The organism is Sanguibacter sp. TS_SC_8 (assembly GCF_055361235.1).
This window is the reverse complement of sequence record NZ_CM143955.1, coordinates 3,819,075-3,837,447: the sequence shown is the minus strand read 5'-3', so window position 1 is coordinate 3,837,447 and position 18,373 is coordinate 3,819,075. Positions and strand designations below refer to the sequence as shown.

Annotated in this window: 19 protein-coding genes and 2 riboswitches; of the genes, 15 read left to right on the top strand and 4 right to left on the bottom strand. The window is 72.9% G+C overall.

Features of this window, described 5'->3' with window-relative positions; genetic code table 11:
• Positions 1-101 precede the first annotated feature (101 nt).
• From purD to ACWA15_RS17210, 11 genes are all read left to right on the top strand, one after another.
• On the top strand, positions 102-1,406 hold the full coding sequence (gene purD / locus ACWA15_RS17260; protein WP_464056804.1) for a phosphoribosylamine--glycine ligase: 1,305 nt from the start codon (positions 102-104) through the stop codon (positions 1,404-1,406).
• The gene (locus tag ACWA15_RS17255; protein WP_464056803.1) at positions 1,403-2,347 is read left to right on the top strand and encodes a phosphoribosylaminoimidazolesuccinocarboxamide synthase; all 945 of its coding nucleotides are present in this window, start codon (positions 1,403-1,405) and stop codon (positions 2,345-2,347) included. The genes purD and ACWA15_RS17255 overlap by 4 nt, the downstream gene beginning before the upstream one ends.
• A gap of 349 nt (positions 2,348-2,696) precedes the next feature.
• Positions 2,697-3,059 (top strand): PadR family transcriptional regulator, encoded by a 363-nt coding sequence (locus ACWA15_RS17250; protein ID WP_464056802.1) that lies wholly within the window; start codon positions 2,697-2,699, stop codon positions 3,057-3,059.
• A gap of 2 nt (positions 3,060-3,061) precedes the next feature.
• Positions 3,062-3,640 (top strand): hypothetical protein, encoded by a 579-nt coding sequence (locus tag ACWA15_RS17245; protein WP_464056801.1) that lies wholly within the window; start codon positions 3,062-3,064, stop codon positions 3,638-3,640.
• 110 nt (positions 3,641-3,750) lie between these two features.
• Complete coding sequence (locus ACWA15_RS17240) at positions 3,751-4,770, top strand: siderophore-interacting protein (RefSeq protein WP_464056799.1); 1,020 nt, start codon at positions 3,751-3,753, stop codon at positions 4,768-4,770.
• Positions 4,771-5,024: 254 nt separating this feature from the next.
• The gene (gene purS, locus ACWA15_RS17235) at positions 5,025-5,273 is read left to right on the top strand and encodes a phosphoribosylformylglycinamidine synthase subunit PurS (protein WP_464059551.1); all 249 of its coding nucleotides are present in this window, start codon (positions 5,025-5,027) and stop codon (positions 5,271-5,273) included.
• Positions 5,270-5,986 carry a phosphoribosylformylglycinamidine synthase subunit PurQ gene (purQ, locus tag ACWA15_RS17230; RefSeq protein WP_464056797.1) on the top strand — a complete coding sequence of 239 codons (717 nt, stop codon included), beginning with the start codon at positions 5,270-5,272 and terminating at the stop codon, positions 5,984-5,986. Before purS ends, purQ begins: the two co-directional genes overlap by 4 nt.
• A 265-nt stretch (positions 5,987-6,251) precedes the next feature.
• Positions 6,252-6,977, top strand: coding sequence for a GntR family transcriptional regulator (locus tag ACWA15_RS17225; protein ID WP_464056796.1), 726 nt, complete (start codon positions 6,252-6,254; stop codon positions 6,975-6,977).
• Positions 6,974-8,005 (top strand): ROK family protein, encoded by a 1,032-nt coding sequence (locus ACWA15_RS17220; protein ID WP_464056794.1) that lies wholly within the window; start codon positions 6,974-6,976, stop codon positions 8,003-8,005. The genes ACWA15_RS17225 and ACWA15_RS17220 overlap by 4 nt, the downstream gene beginning before the upstream one ends.
• Complete coding sequence (locus tag ACWA15_RS17215) at positions 8,002-9,534, top strand: DUF4127 family protein (protein ID WP_464056792.1); 1,533 nt, start codon at positions 8,002-8,004, stop codon at positions 9,532-9,534. Before ACWA15_RS17220 ends, ACWA15_RS17215 begins: the two co-directional genes overlap by 4 nt.
• Entirely contained in the window at positions 9,531-10,211 is a 681-nt protein-coding gene (locus ACWA15_RS17210) for an N-acetylmannosamine-6-phosphate 2-epimerase (protein ID WP_464056791.1), read from the top strand. Before ACWA15_RS17215 ends, ACWA15_RS17210 begins: the two co-directional genes overlap by 4 nt.
• Before the next feature lie 21 nt (positions 10,212-10,232).
• Here ACWA15_RS17210 and ACWA15_RS17205 read toward each other — a convergent pair whose 3' ends face one another.
• Both ACWA15_RS17205 and ACWA15_RS17200 read right to left on the bottom strand, forming a co-directional pair.
• Positions 10,233-11,435, bottom strand: coding sequence for an O-succinylhomoserine sulfhydrylase (locus ACWA15_RS17205; protein ID WP_464056790.1), 1,203 nt, complete (start codon positions 11,433-11,435; stop codon positions 10,233-10,235).
• Between the two features lie 5 nt (positions 11,436-11,440).
• Entirely contained in the window at positions 11,441-11,869 is a 429-nt protein-coding gene (locus ACWA15_RS17200) for a rhodanese-like domain-containing protein (RefSeq protein ID WP_464056788.1), read from the bottom strand.
• Between the two features lie 15 nt (positions 11,870-11,884).
• Positions 11,885-12,001: riboswitch (SAM riboswitch) on the bottom strand.
• A 111-nt stretch (positions 12,002-12,112) separates the two neighbouring features.
• A riboswitch (SAM riboswitch) is annotated at positions 12,113-12,228 on the top strand.
• Between the two features lie 61 nt (positions 12,229-12,289).
• Here ACWA15_RS17200 and ACWA15_RS17195 point away from each other — a divergent pair.
• Complete coding sequence (locus ACWA15_RS17195) at positions 12,290-13,693, top strand: aminotransferase class V-fold PLP-dependent enzyme (RefSeq protein WP_464056787.1); 1,404 nt, start codon at positions 12,290-12,292, stop codon at positions 13,691-13,693.
• 46 nt (positions 13,694-13,739) lie between these two features.
• Here ACWA15_RS17195 and ACWA15_RS17190 read toward each other — a convergent pair whose 3' ends face one another.
• Positions 13,740-14,360, bottom strand: a complete 621-nt coding sequence (locus ACWA15_RS17190; RefSeq protein WP_464056785.1) for a pentapeptide repeat-containing protein — start codon at positions 14,358-14,360, stop codon at positions 13,740-13,742.
• Between the two features lie 116 nt (positions 14,361-14,476).
• Here ACWA15_RS17190 and ACWA15_RS17185 point away from each other — a divergent pair, with 116 nt between their 5' ends.
• The 3 genes from ACWA15_RS17185 to ACWA15_RS17175 all read left to right on the top strand — a co-directional run bounded on the left by ACWA15_RS17185 (position 14,477) and on the right by ACWA15_RS17175 (position 17,231).
• The gene (locus tag ACWA15_RS17185; protein ID WP_464056783.1) at positions 14,477-15,094 is read left to right on the top strand and encodes a GNAT family N-acetyltransferase; all 618 of its coding nucleotides are present in this window, start codon (positions 14,477-14,479) and stop codon (positions 15,092-15,094) included.
• A 120-nt stretch (positions 15,095-15,214) separates the two neighbouring features.
• Positions 15,215-15,793 (top strand): GNAT family N-acetyltransferase, encoded by a 579-nt coding sequence (locus ACWA15_RS17180; RefSeq protein WP_464056781.1) that lies wholly within the window; start codon positions 15,215-15,217, stop codon positions 15,791-15,793.
• A gap of 337 nt (positions 15,794-16,130) precedes the next feature.
• The gene (locus ACWA15_RS17175) at positions 16,131-17,231 is read left to right on the top strand and encodes an FAD-dependent oxidoreductase (protein WP_464056779.1); all 1,101 of its coding nucleotides are present in this window, start codon (positions 16,131-16,133) and stop codon (positions 17,229-17,231) included.
• 122 nt (positions 17,232-17,353) lie between these two features.
• Here the strand turns inward: ACWA15_RS17175 and ACWA15_RS17170 are convergent, their stop codons facing one another.
• The gene (locus ACWA15_RS17170; protein WP_464056777.1) at positions 17,354-18,373 is read right to left on the bottom strand and encodes a MaoC family dehydratase; all 1,020 of its coding nucleotides are present in this window, start codon (positions 18,371-18,373) and stop codon (positions 17,354-17,356) included.

The following is an 18,373-nucleotide window of genomic DNA, read 5'->3' as shown; positions in this document are numbered from 1 at the left end:
AGCTCACGAGGTCGCGGGCGAGGGGCGTGCTCGCCCGCGAGCTCGAGTGCGGGATGGACGGGCCGGGGGCGTCCGGGGGGTTCGCCGCTAGACTCGGCGGCGTGAAGATTCTTGTCATCGGGTCCGGTGCTCGCGAGCACGCCATCGTTCATTCCCTCGCGCAGGAGACACCCGCAGGGGGCCCGCACGAGCTGCACGTGGCCCCCGGGAACCCGGGCATCGCCGAGCTCGCCACCCTGCATGCGGTGGACGCCCTCGACGGTGCCGCGGTGACCGCGCTGGCCCGCTCCCTCGGCGCCGAGCTCGTCGTCGTCGGGCCTGAGGCTCCGCTCGTCGCGGGCGTGGCCGACGCGGTCAAGGCCGCCGGCATCGCGGTCTTCGGACCGAGCGCCGACGCCGCGCGCCTGGAAGGATCCAAGGCTTTCGCCAAGGACGTCATGGCGGCCGCCGAGGTCCCGACGGCGATGGCGCACGTGTGCTCGACCGTCGACCAGGTCGCCGAGGCTCTCGACGCCTTCGGCCCGCCCTACGTCGTCAAGGACGACGGCCTCGCGGCAGGCAAGGGCGTCGTCGTGACCACCGATCGGGTCGAGGCGCTCGATCACGCGCGAGCGTGCTTGGCCAACCCCGACCGCGGCGGCGACCCCCGGGTGGTCATCGAGGAGTTCCTCGACGGTCCCGAGGTGTCGCTGTTCTGCATCAGCGACGGCGAGACCGTCGTCCCGCTCGCCCCGGCCCAGGACTTCAAGCGCGCCCACGACGACGACGCCGGCCCCAACACCGGCGGGATGGGTGCCTACAGCCCGCTTCCGTGGGCGCCCGCCGGCCTCGTCGAGCAGGTCGTCGCGCGGGTTGCGCAGCCGACCATCGACGAGATGAAGGCCCGGGGCACACCCTTCGCCGGCGTGCTCTACGTGGGCCTTGCGCTCACCAGCCGCGGCACCCGGGTCATCGAGTTCAACGCGCGCTTCGGTGACCCCGAGACCCAGGTCGTGCTGTCCCGGCTGCAGACCCCGCTGTCGGCGCTGCTGCTCGCCGCGGCCACCGGGATGCTGGCCGAGCTGCCCCGGCTGCGCTGGGCCGACTCCGCCGCGGTGACCGTCGTGGTCGCCGCGAACGGCTACCCGGCGAACGTGAGGAACGGCGACCCGATCACCGGGATCACCGAGGCCGACCTCGTCGACGGCGTCCACGTGCTGCACGCCGGCACCGCGATCGACTCCGACGGACAGCTGGTGAGCGCTGGCGGACGGGTGCTCTCGGTCGTCGGCGTGGGGGAGGACCTGGCCGAGGCCCGGCGTCGGGCCTATGCCGGTGTGGACGCCATCGTGCTGGCCGGATCGCACCACCGCACCGACATCGCCCGGGCTGCTGCCGCAGGCCAGGCCTCCGGGACCGTGCGATGAGCGCCGGATTCGACTCCGACGCCCCCGTCCTGGCGGGGTGGCGGCACACCTACTCCGGCAAGGTCCGTGACCTCTACGAACCCGACCTCGCCCACTACGGCGGCGTGCACCCGCTCGGCGACGTCGTCCTCGTCGTCGCCTCGGACCGGGTGAGCGCCTACGACCACGTGCTCTCCCCGGGGATCCCGGACAAGGGCACGATCCTCACCCAGCTGAGCCTGTGGTGGTTCGACCAGTTCTCCGACATCGTCGACAACCACGTCGTCAGCACCGAGATCTCGACCCTGGCCGGCGACGGCCTGGTCCCCGAGATCGTCGCGGGTCGCTCGATGATCTGCCGCCGGCTCGAGATGTTCCCGGTCGAGTGCGTGGCGCGCGGGTACCTCACCGGCTCCGGGCTGATGGAGTACCGCGAGAGCCAGTCGGTGTGCGGTGTGCCGCTGCCGGCCGGGCTCGTCGACGGGTCCCGGCTGCCCGAGCCGATCTTCACCCCGGCGACCAAGGCCGAGGTGGGCGAGCACGACGAGAACGTCAGCTTCGAGGTGGTCGCCGCCAAGATCGGAGAGCCCGCCGCCGAGCACCTGCGCTCGCTCACGCTGGCCGTGTACGCACGGGCCGAGGCGATCGCACGCTCGCGCGGGGTGATCCTCGCGGACACGAAGTTCGAGTTCGGGACCGACCCGCTCGGGCACATCGTCCTGGGCGACGAGGTGCTCACCCCCGACTCCTCCCGCTTCTGGGCCCTGGACGGATGGGCGCCCGGCCAGTCCCAGCCGAGCTTCGACAAGCAGCCGATCCGCGACTGGCTCGCCTCACCGGCCTCCGGCTGGGACCGCACCGGGGACGCACCGCCGCCCGCGCTGGCCGACGACGTCGTGCAGGCGACCCGGACCCGCTACCTGGACGCCTACTACCGCCTGACAGGCGAGTCCCTGTTCTGAGCTGATCGGGTACGGGTCGAACCGACCTCACGGCGCCCACCCCCACGGCGCCCACCCCCACGGCGCCCACCCCCACGGCGCCCGCCCCCGACTCCCGGCCCACCCACCCCTGCCCCTCCCCGACCCACGGCTGAGCGTTCGGTGCGTGCACTTGTCTACGGTGCGCGTGTTCAAGAACGCGCACCGTAGACAAGAGCACGCACCGTACGCAGTGGTCGGTGGGGTGGTCGGTGCAAGGGCTGGTGGGGTGGGCCTGTGCAGGGGGTGGGTGGGCGCGGCGAGCGGGGAGCTGCCGGCGTCGGCATCTGCGGGGGTTGCGCTATGGGTCGTCAGGCGATATATATCGTCTATGACAGACGCATTCCGGATGACTCGGCAGAGCTATCTCATCCTGCTCTCGCTCGTGGGGGAGCGGCGGCACGGCTACGCCGTGATCCAGGCCGTCGTCGAGCTGTCCGCGGGCGACGTCAAGCTCGCGGCCGGGACCCTCTACGGCAACCTCGACCGCCTGCTCGCGGCGGGTCTGGTGGTCGGCGCAGGCGACGAGGTCGTCGACGGACGGCAGCGCCGCTACTACCGGGCGACCGACGCCGGGGCGCAGGCCGCACAGGGCGAGACGCTGCGCCTCGCCCAGCTCGCGGCCCGCGCCCAGCAGGTGCTCGACGCCGGGCGGCGCGGCCTCGGGCAGCGTCCTGCGCTGGGCGGTGCGTGAGGATGGCGACCCCGACGACGGGCCGGCTGGCCCTGTTCGACCTGTCCGCGCGACTGTGGTTGCACGCCTACCCGCGCCGCTGGCGCGCCACCTATGGCCCGGACCTGCTCGGCATGCTGGCCGACGTCGCGCCGGAGCGAGCGCGCACGGTCCCGGTCCGTGAAGGGCTGGCCGTGCTGCGGGCCGGCTGGGCGCTGCGCTGGCGTGAGCACCCCGGGTTCTGGGCGTGGCTGGGCTACCGGATGCTCGATCGGCGCCTGCCGGGACGGTATCGGTGCTGGGTGATCGACGACCTGCTCGGGCCGCTCTACGAGGCGCGCACGATGCTGCCCATCTACGTGCTGGCGGCCGTCATCTCCGTCGGCGGGCCGATCTGGATGTTCGGGGAGTCGAGCGCCCCGCCTCCCTGGGCCCCCGCGTTCCTGCTCGCCTGGTTCGCCTTCCTCATCCTCGTGGCGATGGTCTTCAAGCACGCGGCGCGATATGTCTGGGCCAAGCACATCGGCGGCAACTGCCCCACGGCGCTCCTTCCGCTCTGGCGGCGCATCGCGGTCCGCCGAACGGCTCGGAACGGGTCCTGAACCCGTCGAGAGCCATCTGCTAGCCATCTGCTCCAGAGTGTGACGTAGCACCCACTCCGAGGGTTAGGCACCCCATACCCAACCAAGGTAAGGCATGCCATACTCGGACCATGTCGACGAGCGCGCAGACCCAGACCATGGACCGCACCGAGCCGGCCTACCGCGTCTTCGCGGTGACCGTGGCCCGGGTGCGACGCCTCTCGCCGTCCTTCGTGAGGATCACGTTCACCGGCCCTGACCTGCACGTCTTCGGGACGGACGGGCTCGACCAGCGGATCAAGGTGGTCCTGCCCACCCCTGCCGGACGTGCTCCGATGGCCGCCGACTTCGCCGGCGACTCCTGGTACCAGGCCTGGCGCGAGCTCCCCGACGAAGAGCGCTGCCCGCTCCGCACCTACACCGTCCGCGCCGTCCGACCCGACGCAGGGCTCGGCGAGGTCGACATCGACTTCGTCCTGCACGGCGACGGTGACGGCGAGCACGACGGGCCCGCCTCCCGCTGGGTCGCAGCCGCCCGCCCAGGCGCGGAGAGCGTGCTGATCGGCCCGAACGGACGCTACGACGGCCCGCCGTCGGGCATCGAGTGGGCGCCGCCCGCGGAGGCGACCACCCTCGTGCTCGCCGGCGACGAGACCGCCGCGCCGGCCATCACGACGATCCTTGAGTCCCTCGCCCCCGGCACCCGCGCGCACGCCTTCATCGAGGTCCCCGAGGAGGGCGACGCCCTCCCCGTCGCCCTGCCCGACGGCGTCCACCTCACCTGGCTGCCCCGCCGCGGCACGGACGCCGGAGCGGTCGGTCACGAGCACGGCGTGCTGCTGGACCGTGCGGTCCGCGAGCACATGCGCGGCTGCGCCGATCTGTCCGCCTCCGCCGTCGAGCTGGAAGACGTCGACATCGACGCGGGGATCCTCTGGGAGGTCCCGACCGCCGACGCCGGCGCAGCCGCCGCCCACGCCGCTGCGCCGTCGCGCTTCCCCGAGCGCACCGTCCGCGGATGCTACGCCTGGATCGCGGGAGAGGCCGGCGTCGTCAAGGACCTGCGTCGTCACCTCGTGCGCGACCTCGGCGTCGACCGTCGCTCGGTCGCCTTCATGGGCTACTGGCGGCGCGGTAAGGCCGAGGGCTGACGCCCCGACGCACACGGCGGCGCACACCGCAGCGCACACCCCGACGACGCCGTGACCGGTCCTGACGTCTCAGGGGCGGGACGGGTCCTCTCCCCGGGGCTGAGTGGCGATAAACTAGGCCGCAGCGCCTCGTCTGTACCGTGCGATCCTCGCCGGATTCCGGCCGGCGCCCTTGCCCGTCACGTGTTCAGGTCCAGGCGCGTGATCAGACCCCAGCACTAGGAGCCCCCGTGGGACGCGTAGTCGTCGACGTCATGCCCAAGCCTGAGATCCTCGACCCGCAGGGGAAGGCCGTCGCCGGTGCGCTGCCGCGCCTCGGGTTCACCGGTTTCCTCAGCGTCCGTCAGGGGAAGCGGTTCGAGCTCGAGGTGGACGGCGACGTCACCCCCGAGGTCCTCGCCGCCGCTCGTGAGGCCGCTGACCGTGTCCTGTCCAACCCGATCATCGAGGACGTCGTGAGCGTCGTCGACGCCGCGACGCTCGACACGGTCGCCTCGGCATGAGCGAAGCGCTCGGCGGCGCCCGGATCGGCGTCATCACCTTCCCCGGCACCCTCGACGACCGTGACGCCGTGCGCGCGGTGCGCCTGGCCGGCGGCCATCCGGTCTCGCTGTGGCACGCCGATGCCGATCTCAAGGACGTCGACGCGGTCGTGCTGCCCGGCGGGTTCTCCTACGGGGACTACCTGCGGGCCGGGGCCATCTCCCGGTTCGCGCCGGTCATGGACGTCCTCGTGGACGCCGCGAACGGCGGCCTGCCCGTGCTCGGGATCTGCAACGGCTTCCAGATCCTCACCGAGTCCCACCTGCTCCCCGGCTCGATGATCAAGAACGAGCACCTCGCGTTCCTGTGCCGCGAGCAGGAGCTCATCGTGGAGAACGCGACGACGGCGTGGACCCGTCACTTCAAGGCCGGCCAGCGGATCACCGTCCCGCTGAAGAACCAGGACGGGCAGTTCGTCGCCGACGAGCGCACCCTCGACGAGCTCGAGGGCGAGGGCCGCGTCGTGGTCCGCTACGCCGGGGAGAACCCCAACGGGTCGCGCCGCGGGATCGCGGGCATCTCGAACGCGGCCGGGAACGTCGTCGGGCTCATGCCCCACCCCGAGCACGCTGTCGAGGCCGGGTTCGGCACCGACGCGGCGGCCGGGCCGCGCGCCGGGACCGACGGTCTGGCGTTCTTCACCTCCGTCCTCGGGTCGCTCCTGACCGTGTGACTTTCTGTGTGACTCCCCGCGTGACTCACGCGTGATTCGCGGAGCAGAGCCCCGGCTGGCCAAGGTCAGCCGGGGCTCTGCTGCGTCTGCTGAGCCGGGTCGATGCTGGTCGGAGCGTGCTCGGAGCGCCTGACCGGTACGGACCGCAGTCGCCCCGGGCATTGTGCTGCCCGCCGGACGTGCGTACAGTGACGGGAAGTGGTACGGACCAGTTATCGGGTGTGTGCCTCCTCGATCCGTGAAGAGAGGCTCCGCCGTGGAGACCATGACCGATCCGAGACCGGACCTCAAGTACGAGTCCCTGCGCGCGCTGATCGCCGCCGACATCGCCGCCGGCCTCGCCCCGCACGACCCGCTGCCCTCCGAGCGAGCGCTCATGGCCACCTATGCGGTCTCCCGGATGACGGTGCGCCGCGCGCTGAGCCTGCTCGTCGAGGATGGTCTGGTGTACCGCCGGCGGGGCTCAGGGACCTACGTCGCCGACCCGGCGATGATCAGCAAGTCCCTCTCGCTGACGTCGTTCAGCGAGGACGTGCGGGCGCGCGGGATGACACCCGGAGCCAGCTCCCAGCAGGTCCGGCACCTGCCCGCTGAGGCGGACGTGGCGGCGGACCTCGGTCTCTCGCCCGGCGAGCCGGTCGTCCACCTCGAGCGCGTCCGGACCGCGGACGGGCTCCCGCTCTGCATCGAGCAGGTGTGGCTCTCGGCGCACATCGTGCCGACGGACTTCGCCACCGGACCGGTCACGTCCCTCTACGACACGTTGCGGAGCCTCGGTGTCGAGCCGGAGATGGCCTCCCAGACCATCCGGGCGACGGTGGTCACCCCCGACCAGGGCGCCCTGCTCGACGTCGCACCGCACTCCGCCGCGTTCAGCGTCTCCCGGGTGACCTACACCGCGGACGGCCGGCCGATCGAGCGTGCCCACAGCCTGTACCGGGCCGACCGGTATGACTTCACCTTCTCGGTCCACCGCGGGGCACGCTCATGAGCCCCGAGCGCCTCGTCGGACGGCGCGTCGCGCACCGCATCGGCCTGGACATCGGCGGCACCAAGATGCTCGCCGTCATCGCCGACTCGACAGGGGCGATCCTCGCCTCCTGCGAGACGCCGACGCCGGTCAGCGGCGGCCCAGAAGCGGTCCTGGCGGAAGGTGCCCGGATCGTCCGGGAGGTCGCCGGGCCCGGCCCGGTCCGTCACCTCGGCGTGGGGACGGCCGGAGTCGTCGACCACCGCACCGGGACGATCCTGTCCGCGACCGACGCGCTGCCCGGCTGGGCAGGGACGGAGCTTGCGCTCGAGCTCTCCGGGCGTCTGGACTGGGCGCAGGTCAGCGTGGTCAACGACGTCATCGCGTTCTCGATCGGCGAAGGCCGATTCGGTGCCGCGGCCGGGATCACGAGCTTCGTCGCCGTCACCGTGGGTACGGGGGTCGGCGGGTCGGTGGTCATCGACGGGACGCCGCTCGTGGGCGCGCACCACCTGGCCGGTCATGTGGGACACATGGCAGTGCCGCAAGCCACCGACCGACTGTGCCAGTGCGGGCGGCGCGGGCACGTGGAAGCCATCGCGTCAGGCCCCGGGATGGTCGAGACCTACCGGAGCGCCGGCGGCAGCGCCGCCAGCCTCATCGACGTGGCGGAAGCGCTGCGGGCCGGCGACGAGCGCGCCGCCGACGCAGTCCGGCTCGCCGGCCAAGGGCTCGGCACGGCGCTGGCCTCGCTGTCCAACGTCGTCGACCCGCGGCTGATCGTGGTGGGCGGCGGGGCGCTCCAGGTGGGGGAGCTGCTTCTCGCAGAGACCCGGATCGCCTTCGCCGAGACGGCCATGGCCCAGCTGCTCGACCTCGAGATCTGTCCGGGGGAGCTCCACGGGCACGCCGTGGCGCTCGGTGCCAGCCTGCTCGTCTCGGCCGCGGCGGAGCCACCCGCCCTCGCCCGCTCCGTGCTTCCCCGGCGCGCTGCCCGAACACCCCACCCACCAGTTGCCGAGCGACCCAAAGGACGAGGAGTCTCATGATCACGCTCACCCTGATCCCGCTCGACGATCGCCCCGCCACCCGGGCGATCCCGCAGGAGGTGGCTGCCATCGCCGGGGTGACGGTCGAGACCCCGCCCCTCGAGCTGCGCCCACGCTGCCGGACAGCCCCGGACCCGCAGACCGTCTCAGCCTGGTTCCGCGCCTCCCGGGCCCGCACCGACGCGGCCGTGGTCAGTCTCGACGCCCTCGGCTTCGGCGGTCTCATCGGGTCGCGGATCGGCCATGAGGACCTCGACGAGGTGCTCGCCCACTGGCGGCCGCTCAAGGAGACCGGCGGTCCGGTGCACGCCGCGATCGTCGTGCCCCGCACCCCGAACAGCCTGGACGCGATGGAGGAGCCGGACTACTGGACCACCGTCGGCCCGTCTCTGCACGCCCTGTCCGCGCAGCTCGCCTCGACCGAGGAGGACCTCGCCGCGGCCCGCCGCGCCGTCGCCCCCGACGTGCCCGACGACGTCGCGACCGACTGGACGGGCCGGCGCCTGCGCCAGCACACGCTGGCCCTCGCCGCGCTCGGTCTGGCCCAGCGCGGCACCCTCGCCTCGCTCGTCATCGGCGTCGACGACGCCGCGCACCGCTCGCTCTCCGCCCGCGCCCAGGGCGACCTGGCACGGTGGTCGCAGATCGTGGGGACGACCGACCGCGTGATCGTGCACCCTGGCGCGGACGAGACCGGTGCGGTGCTCGTCGCTCGAGCGATCGGTCAGCACATGGGCGTGGACGGCCCGACGGTCGCCCTGAGGTGCGCCGACGCCGACGGTCTTGACCGCCCCGCCCCGTACGAGACCGGACCGGTGCGCCTCACGGTCGTGCGCCAGCTCGAGGCCGCCGGCGCCCGGGTCGTCGACGACGTGGGTGACGCGGACGTCGTCCTCGTGGTCCACCCGCCGTTCTGCCCCGAGTGCGGCCCGCGCGCCGGCTGCGCCGTCGACCACGCGAGCTGGGCCGGAACCGACCCCCAGACGTGGGACTGGGACGGTGCGGCACGCACCGCGGCCGAGGTCGAGGCGCTGCTCGCGGCCGGGCACCGGGTGGCGCTGGCCGACGTCGCGCAGCCCAACGGCGCCGACCCGGCGCTCGTGGAGACCCTGCGTCCCGTCCTGGACTGGTCGCGCCTGGACGGCTACGGCGCCTGGAACACCGCCGGCAACACCCTGGGGACCGTCGCCGCCCAGCTCGTCGTGGCCTACCTCGGCCGGGTCGGCGGAACCTTCGACGCCTCGGCGCACCGGGTGGCGATCGCCCGGCGCGTGGTCGAGGACTACGGCTGGATGTCCCTCGTGCGGCACAAGGCCCGGGTCGAGCTCGGCTCCGACCCGGCCCGTCACGACGCGGTGAGCGGTGCGCACCCGGCGGCCCCCGCGTGGGAGCGGGAGCTCAGCGACGTCCTGGCTGGCAGCGCCGGCCTGGAAGGGCTCCGCCTCGTCCCCGGGAGCCTGAGCTTCCCGTGGGACCGAACCTTCGAGATCGACGTGGTGATCGTCGACCAGACGGGGTCGCCGCGATGAGCACAGGACCGGTCGACGCGCTCGCGACCCTGCGGGGCCGGCTGATCGTGTCCTGCCAGGCGGGCGAGGGCGAGCCGCTGCGCGGTCCCGCGCACATGTCCGCGATGGCGCTCACGGTGCTGACCGGCGGGGCGAGCGGGCTGCGCCTGGAAGGACCCGACGACGTCGCGGCGGTCCGCGCGCTGACCACCGTGCCGATCATCGGGCTGTGGAAGCTCGGCGGGGCTCCGGTCTACATCACCCCGACCCTGACGGCCGTCCGGGCGGTCGCCGAGGCGGGCGCGGACATCGTCGCGGTCGACGGGACCGGCCGAGACCGCCCGGACGGCAGCACCTTCGCCGAGGTGGTCGACGTCGTGCACCGGGAGCTCGGGCGGCTCGTCATGGCCGACGTCGCGACCCTCGAGGAGGGGGTGGCGGCGGCCGCCGCCGGCGCCGACGTCGTCAGCACGACCCTGTCCGGGTACACCGGGGGGCCGGTCCCCGCCGGCCCGGACCTCGATCTCGTCGAGCGTCTCGCCCAGGTGCTCGACGTCCCTGTCGTGGCCGAGGGACGGATCGGCTCGCCCGAGGAGGTCGCCGAGGCGCTGCGCCGCGGCGCCTGGGCCGTCGTCGTCGGCGGGGCGATCACCCGCCCGGCGCAGATCACCGCGCGGTTCGCGGCGGCCACCCGGTAGCCCGCCGTCGGGCATCCGGGGTCAGGCGCGCAGCGCGATCTCCACGTCCTCGATGAGGTCGAGCGGGTCCTCGAGGCCGATGCTCAGCCGCACGGTCGTCTCTGCGATGCCGACGGCGGCGCGCCCGACCGGGCCGAGCTTGCGGTGCGTCGTCGTCGCCGGGTGCGTGATGAGCGACTTGGCGTCACCGAGGTTGTTGGAGATGTCGATGACCTCGAGGGCGTCGAGGAAGGCGAAGGTGCGCTTCTTCGCGGTCTCGGGGTCGGTGCCCTCAGGGACGGCCAGGTCGAAGGTGACGACCGTCCCGCCGCCGCTCTGCTGCCTGCGGGCGAGCTCGTACTGGGGGTGGGAGGGCAGGAACGGGTAGCGCACCCGGGAGATCCCGGGCAGCGTCTCCAGGTGCTCGGCGACCCGGAGCGCGGCCGCGGTCTGGGCGTGCACCCGCAGCGGGAGCGTCTCCAGGCCCTTGAGCAGCACCCACGCGTTGAAGGGGCTGAGCGAGGGCCCGGTGTTGCGGATGAACTTCTGGACCGGCCCCTCGATGTACTCCTTCGACCCGAGGATCGCCCCACCGAGCACCCGGCCCTGGCCGTCGATGTGCTTGGTCGCGGAGTAGACGACGACGTCCGCGCCGAGGGAGAAGGGCTGCTGCAGGATCGGGGTGGCGAAGACGTTGTCGAGGACGACGACCGCCCCGGCCGCGTGCGCCAGGTCGGCGACCGCCCGGACGTCGACGATGTCCTGCATGGGGTTGGACGGCGTCTCGAAGAACACGACGTCGGCCGGGGTGGCCAGCGCGGCCTCCCACTGGTCGAGCTCGTGGCCGTCGACGTAGTCGACCGTGATGCCCCAGTCGGCGAAGATCTCCTCGAAGATCACCACCGTCGAGCCGAAGAGCGCCCGGGCGGAGACGATCCGGCTGCCCGACTTCACGAGCGCGGCGAGGGAGGTGAAGACCGCGGACATGCCGGTCGCGGTCGCGTAGCAGGCCTCCGCGCCGTCGAGCAGGCGCAGGCGCTCCTCGAACATGTGCACGGTCGGGTTGCCGTAGCGGGAGTAGATGAACCGGTCGACCTCACCCTTGAAGGCGGACTCCGCCTCGCCGGCGCTCGAGTAGACGTACCCCTGAGTGAGGTAGATCGGCTCGGAGGTCTCCTGGAAGTTCGAGCGGACCTGACCGCCGCGGACCGAGACGGTCGCGGGGCGCAGCGGGCGCGTGGTCACCGCCCTCACTCCCCGGCGGTGTAGGTCGTGGTGGGCAGGCCGCGCAGCAGCCAGCCGTTGACCGTGCGGCGTCCGGCGGCGTCGGTGTCTCCTTCGAAGCCTTCGAGGATGTTGTAGGCCGGGCCGAACCCGGCGCCGGTCGCGTCGATCGCGGCACCGATCGACCGGTTGCCGGCGCGGCACAGGAAGACGACGGGGCGCTCGTCACCGGGGGTGAGCCCGGCCGCGGCGAGCTCGGCGAGGAAGGTCGGGTTCGGGCCGAAGGGCGTGGCCCACTGGATGAACGCCTCGCGCCGGCCGGTGAGCGAGGAGGTGTCCGGGACGCCGACCTCGCGCCACTCGCCCTCGGTGCGCACGTCCACGAGGATCGCCTCGGGGTTCGTCTCGAGCAGGTCCCAGGCCTGCTGGGGGGTGAGGTCGCCTGCGTAGCTCATGTGTTGCCTCCGTGTCGTCCATCGGTTCCGGCGGTAGCACCCTCGCCCTGGTGCGGCGCAGCGTGCTGCGTGCGCTCAGGGGGGTTGCTGCGGCGTCGTCGTGCCAGATCACTCAGCCGCTCTGGATGGTGTGTCCCCCTGAGCATCACCCCGCGGACCGGTTCTGAGACAGCCGGTCCATCATGCGAGACGGACGGTGGTCGTGGATTGACACCCCCCGGATCCTCGCCAATGCTGGTCCCAGGTCATGAGTGCCAGCGCAAAGCCCCGGTTTGCTGGCCGGCAACCCTCCACCGCGGTGGGGTGCCCCGGGTGAAGACCTGGCCGGAGCCGCTCAGGGCGTCCGGCAAGCGCGGGGTCGACAGCCATCGATGAGCCATCGCTGGCACGACGATCCCCAGAACTGCTCGGAGGATCCTCATGTCTGTCCTGACCCCCCTCGAAGCCCGGTCCTGCCTGCCCGTCGTCGGCTCCGACACGCTCGTCCCGCTCGTCGACGGCCGCACCGTCCCCTACGCCAACCTCGACTGCGCTGCCAGCGCCCCGGCGCTCGTCGCCGTCGCCGAGCGAGTCAGCGCGACCCTGCCGCTCTACGCGAGCGTGCACCGCGGCGCCGGCTACCTCTCCCAGGTCTCGACCGCCCTCTACGAGGCCAGCCGGGCGACCATCGGCGCCTTCGTCGGAGCGCGCACCGACGACGTCACGGTCGTCACCCGCAACACCACCGACGCCCTCAACCTGCTCGCCGGGTGCGTCCCGGCCGGCGCCGACGGCGCGCCCGGGCGGGTCCTCGTGCTCGACGTCGAGCACCACGCCAACCTGCTGCCCTGGCAGCGCAGCGCGGGCGGGGCCACCGTCCTCGTCGGTGCGGACTCCGTCGCGCACACCCTCGACGCGCTGCGCGCCGAGCTCGCCCGCGCGCCCTATGCGCTGCTCGCGCTCACCGGGGCGTCCAACGTCACCGGCGAGTACCTCCCGGTGGCCGACGTCGTCGCGCTCGCCCACGCCGCCGGCGCGCGGGTCGTGCTCGACGGCGCCCAGCTGGTCCCGCACCGCCGCTTCTCCCTCGCCGCGACCGGCGTCGACTACATCGCCTACTCCGGCCACAAGACCTACGCGCCCTTCGGCGCCGGCGCGCTCGTGGGCCGCCGCGACTGGCTCGACGTCGGCACCCCGTACCTGGCCGGCGGCGGCGCCGTGCGCCAGGTCGGCCTGGACTCCGTGAGCTGGGGGAGCGCCCCGGCGCGCCACGAGGCCGGCTCCCCGAACGTCATCGGCGCGGTCGCCCTTGCCGCGGCCTGCGACGCGCTCGCGGCCCTGCCCGCCGGCACCCTCGAGGCGCACGAGGCCTTCCTGCGCGAGCGCCTGGTCTCCGGCCTCGAGGCGATCGACGGCATCGAGGTGGTCCGGGCCTGGGCCGACGCCGTCGACCCGGTCGGCGTGGTGACCTTCTCCGTCGTCGGGCACGACCCGGGCCTGGTCGCGGCGTACCTCTCGGCCGAGCACGGCATCGGTGTGCGGGACGGGCGCTTCTGCGCCCACCCGCTGCTCGCGCGCCTCGGCTACGCGGCGGGGGCCATCCGGGCCAGCGTCGGTGTGGGCACCACCCACGACGAGGTCGACCGCCTGGTGCGGGCCCTCGAGGTCTACGTGAGCGAGGGCCCGAGCGTCGCGTACGAGGTCGTCGACGCGTGCTGGTCCGTCACCGACGACCCGCGCCCGCTCCCCGAGGGCAGCGGGCTGACCGGCCTGATCGCGACCGCCGCCGCCGGGTTCGGTGCCGGCGCCGCGGGCTGCGCCCCGGCCGGGCTGAACCAGCCGTAGGCGCGCGGCCGTAGGCGCGCGGCAGGAGGGTCAGCCGCCGATCGGGTCAGTCGCCGATCGAGATGCCCAGGTGCGCGGCGAGCAGCGGCGCGAGGTCCTGGAACTGGTCGGTGCTGATGGTCGTGCCCTTGAGACCGGTGAGGCCGGTCAGGTGCCCCAGCTCCGCCCCCCGCAGGTCGACGTTCTTCAGCTGCGACCGGCTCAGGGTCAGGTGAGCCACCCGCGTCGAGGTGAAGGTCACGGTCGTCGCGCGGACCCCGGAGAGGTCGAGCTCGCCGATCACGCAGTCGGTGAAGGTCAGCCCGGTGATGCGGGTGTCGCGCAGGTTGAGGTAGTCGATCTTGGTGCCGTGGAAGGCCACCCGTGACCAGGTCGACCCGTAGGCCTGCACCCCGCCGAGACGGCTCGCGCGCACGGTGACGTCCTGCCAGTCGCCGTCGGACACGTCGAGGGTGTCGGCGTTGACCGCGTCGAAGGTGGTCTCCATGATCCGCGCCGACTGCAGGTCCACCCCGGAGAGCCCGGTGCCCTCGAAGGTGCACTCGATGAGCCGTGACCCGGAGGCGTCGACCCCGCTGAGGTCCTCGCCCCCGAAGGCGACCCGCTCGATGTAGGCCTCAGCCTCGAGGCGGTCGGAGTCGGGGCTGTAGGGGGTGGCAGGAACCATGGGGTGACTCTACCCAGGGCCGTGCGGGCAGAAGTTCACCGCTGGGTCGCCCGGCGTTGTCCACAGCGCCACCGACGCTCTTGTCTCGTCCCCGTCCACCGTGGTTGCCTGGCGTCGTGGAGCACACCATCGTCCTGGAAGGCTATGGCTTCCGGCTGGAACCGCTGGCCCCGGCGCATGTCGGGGCGCTGGCCGGCGCCGTCGACGAGCAGATGTGGCAGGGCATGTCCACGCCCACCCCGCACGGGGAGGTCGGGATGATGAACTACATCGAGGACACGCTCGCCCTGCCCGACTGCCTGGCGTTCACGGTGATCGACCAGGTCAGCGGCGAGGTCCGGGGGAGCACCGCGTACTGCGGCGTCTCCCACGAGCAGGGGCGCGCCGAGATCGGGCGGACCTTCTACGACCGGCAGGTCTGGGGACGCATCATCAACCCCGCCTGCAAGTTCCTGCTGCTCGAGCACGCCTTCACCGGGTGGGGCCTGTTCCGGGTGGCGCTGCGCGCCGACTCCCGCAACGCGCGGTCGATCGCGGCCATCACCCGGCTCGGCGCCACGTACGAGGGGACCCTGCGTGGGTTCCGGCTGGCACCGGACGGGTCACGGGCCGACAGCCTGTCCTTCTCGATCCTCGAGCCCGAGTGGCCCCGGGTGCGCGAGGGGCTGCTCGCTCGGATCGACCCGCTGCGCCAGATCGTCGGGGCCGAGGACGGGCGCGCCGGCTCGTCGTGACGTAGATCGGGGGTTGCGGGGCGCCGGTGTCACGCACCTCGATTCGCTCGCCCCTCGCAGTCCAGGAGACGGCTCACGGTCCAGGAGCCGGCGCGGACGGCGCTCTGGCAGAGTTGGGACATGGACCACACGATCACCCTCGACGGCTTCGGTGTCCGCCTCGTCCCGCTCGCCCCGGAGCACGCGAGCGACCTGGCCGCGATGGTCGACGCCGAGCTGTGGTCCGGCATGTCGGTGGCCGTCCCGGACACGGTCGAGGCGATGACCGCGTACATCACCTCGGGAATCGAGGCGCCGGGCCGGGCGGCCTTCGCCGTCCTAGGAGCCGACGACGGCGTCGTCCGCGGTTCGACGTCCCTCTACGACTGGGTGCCCGCCCAGGAACGGGCCGAGCTCGGGTCGACGTTCTATGCTCGCCGGTTCTGGGGCGGGGCGACCAACCCGGCCTGCAAGCTGCTGCTCATGCGCTACGCCTTCGAGGAGGCCGGGATCAACCGCCTCGCACTGCGCGCCGACGCCCGCAACGCTCGGTCCCTCGCAGCGATCAGCCGGCTCGGTGCTGTGCACGAGGGAGTCCTGCGTGAGCACCGGATCGCCCCTGACGGCTCCCGAGGAGACACCGTGTACTACTCCATCCTCGCCCGCGAGTGGCCCGACGTCCGCGACCGCCTGCTCACCCGGCTGGCTGCCGAGGCCTGACCCTGACGCCGACGCCGACGTTGACGTTGATGCTGGTTGCGCCGGACACCTGATCCACTCCTACGGTGCGTGCATTTGTCTACGGTGCGCGTGTTCAAACACGCGCACCGGAGACAAATGCACGCACCGTACGGTCCGGCTGGGGCTGGGGCTGGGGCTGGGGCTGGGGCTGGGGCTGGGGTGGGGTGGGGCTGGGGTGGGGTGGGGTGGGGTGGGGCTGGGGTGGGGTGGGGCTGGGTGGGGTGGGAGTCGGGCTCGGCTCCAGGAGGGGAATAGGGATGGGGATGAGGCAGTTGGCCATCGGTAGTTGAAGTGTCAATAAAAAACGGGGTGGGAAGTGCTCGACGTTGTCGTGATCGGAGCCGGGCAGGCGGGGCTGTCTGCTGCCTACCACCTGCGCCGACGGGGCCTTGTGCCCGGCAGGGACTTCGTCGTGCTGGATTCCAACGACGGTCCCGGAGGGGCCTGGCGCCACCGCTGGCCCGCTCTCACCCTCGGCGCCGCCCACGGCATCCACGACCTCCCCGGCCTGGCGCTGGGGACCCCGGACCCCACTGAGCCGGCCTCGTCCGTGGTGGCCCGGTACTACGGCACCCACGAAGACACCTTCGATCTGCAGGTCCGCCGCCCCGTGACCGTGCGCGAGGTCCGCGACGCCCGGCCCGAGGAGTACGACGAGCCCGCCCAGCAGACCCCGCTCGTCGTCGTGAGCGACGACGAGGCATGGGTGACCCGCACCGTCATCAACGCCACCGGCACCTGGACCCGCCCCTACTGGCCGCACTACCCCGGCCGGGAGCTGTTCCGCGGCCGCCAGCTGCACACGCACGACTTCTGGTCGGTCGAGGAGTTCCGTGGCCAGCGCGTCGTCGTGGTCGGCGGGGGAGCCTCGGCCGTGCAGTTCCTCCTACCGCTCGCCGAGGTCGCCACGACCATCTGGGCCACCCGGCGCCCACCCGTCTTCGGAGAGCGCGACTTCGACCGCGAGTGGGGGATCGACGTCGAGCGCCGCGTCGCGGAGCGCACGAGCGCCGGCCTGCCGACGCTCAGCGTCGTCGAGGCGACCGGCCTGCCCCTCACCCCCGAGTACCAGCGCGGGATCGACGACGGCGTGCTCGTCTCGCGGGGCATGTTCACGCGCATCACGGCCGACGGCGTCGTCTTCCCGGCGGCTGGGCGTCCCGGCGAGGAGCCGGCGGAGACCGAAGTGACGGCCGACGTCATCCTGTGGGCCACCGGCTTCCGTCCCGCGATCGACCACCTCTCCCCGCTGCGCCTGCGCGAGCATGGCGGCGCGATCGCGACCGACGGTGTGCACGTCCCGCGCGACCCCCGGGTCTACCTGGCCGGGTACGGGTCGGGCGCCTCCACGATCGGCGCCACCCGGTCGGGCCGGGCGGCAGCGGTCGCCGCCACCCGGCTGACCGCCGAGGCCTGAGCCCCAGACCGCCCCCGGCCCACCCTGCTGGTACGGGGCGTGCTCTTGACGACAGGGCGTGCTGTTGAAGGCACGTCCTGTCGTCAAGAGCACGCCCCGTATGGGCGACGCCGGATCTGGTGTCAGGCTGGCGTGACCGTCCCGGTGAAGTGCTCCTTGCCGCTGCGGGCATTCCACCCCGAGTAGGTGAACCCGTCCGCGGCATCCCCGGTGATCGAGACGGCGACCGTGGCGGGCAGCAGCACCGGCCTGGCGAAGGAGACCGTCCACTCGAAGGCGCCGCTGCGTCCCGCTCCGCTCTCGGTGAGGGCCCGCGCGGCGGTGTACATCCCGTGTGCGATCGCCCGCGGGAAGCCGAAGGCCTTCGCGGTCAGGGCGGACAGGTGGATCGGGTTGCGGTCGCCGGAGACGGCCGCGTAGCGCCGACCCGTCCCCGCGTCGAGCACCCACCGGGCCGTGGGCATTGGCGGGGCGACCCCCGGCGGAGCCGCCCCGACGACCGGCGGAACCGCCCCGACGACCGGCGCATCGGCGGACAGAACACCAGGTTCGAAGTCGCCGACAGTCTCGCCCGCTGCAGCCTCGGAGTCCGCAGAGTCGACCACCCCGCTCCGCTCGACCCCCTTCGCCAGGTACGTCGACACCCCGCGCCACACGACCTCCATCGCGTCCCCGGCGCCGTACCGCGCGGACACCTCGGTCACCAGCTCGACCTGGGTCCCGCGGGGATGAGGTGCGAGGCCGCGCGCCCAGGCGTGCACCTCGAGCCGTTCGTCGGCGCGCATCACCCGGGACACGCTCACCGAGTTGGCCAGGTGCACCATCCCGGCCAGCGGCAGCGGGAAGTCGGGGTGGACCATGAGGGCCATGGCCACGGGGAAGGCCAGGACATGCACAAAACCGGCGGGCAGCACGTCGTCGCACGGCTCGCCGAGCAGGCGCTGGTAGGCCAGCAGCTGCTCGGGGTCGGCGACGACGTCGGCCACCCGGTAGGTCACCTCCGGGAGGCGCGCGTCGTCTGGCTCGCCGTCGGAGCGCCAGGGCAACCGCGGCCAGCCGGGCAGCACGGCGCGGGCATAGAGCCCGCCCAGCCCCGGCACCTCGGGCAGGGTCTTGACCGTCGTGGGCCGATCGATCGACAT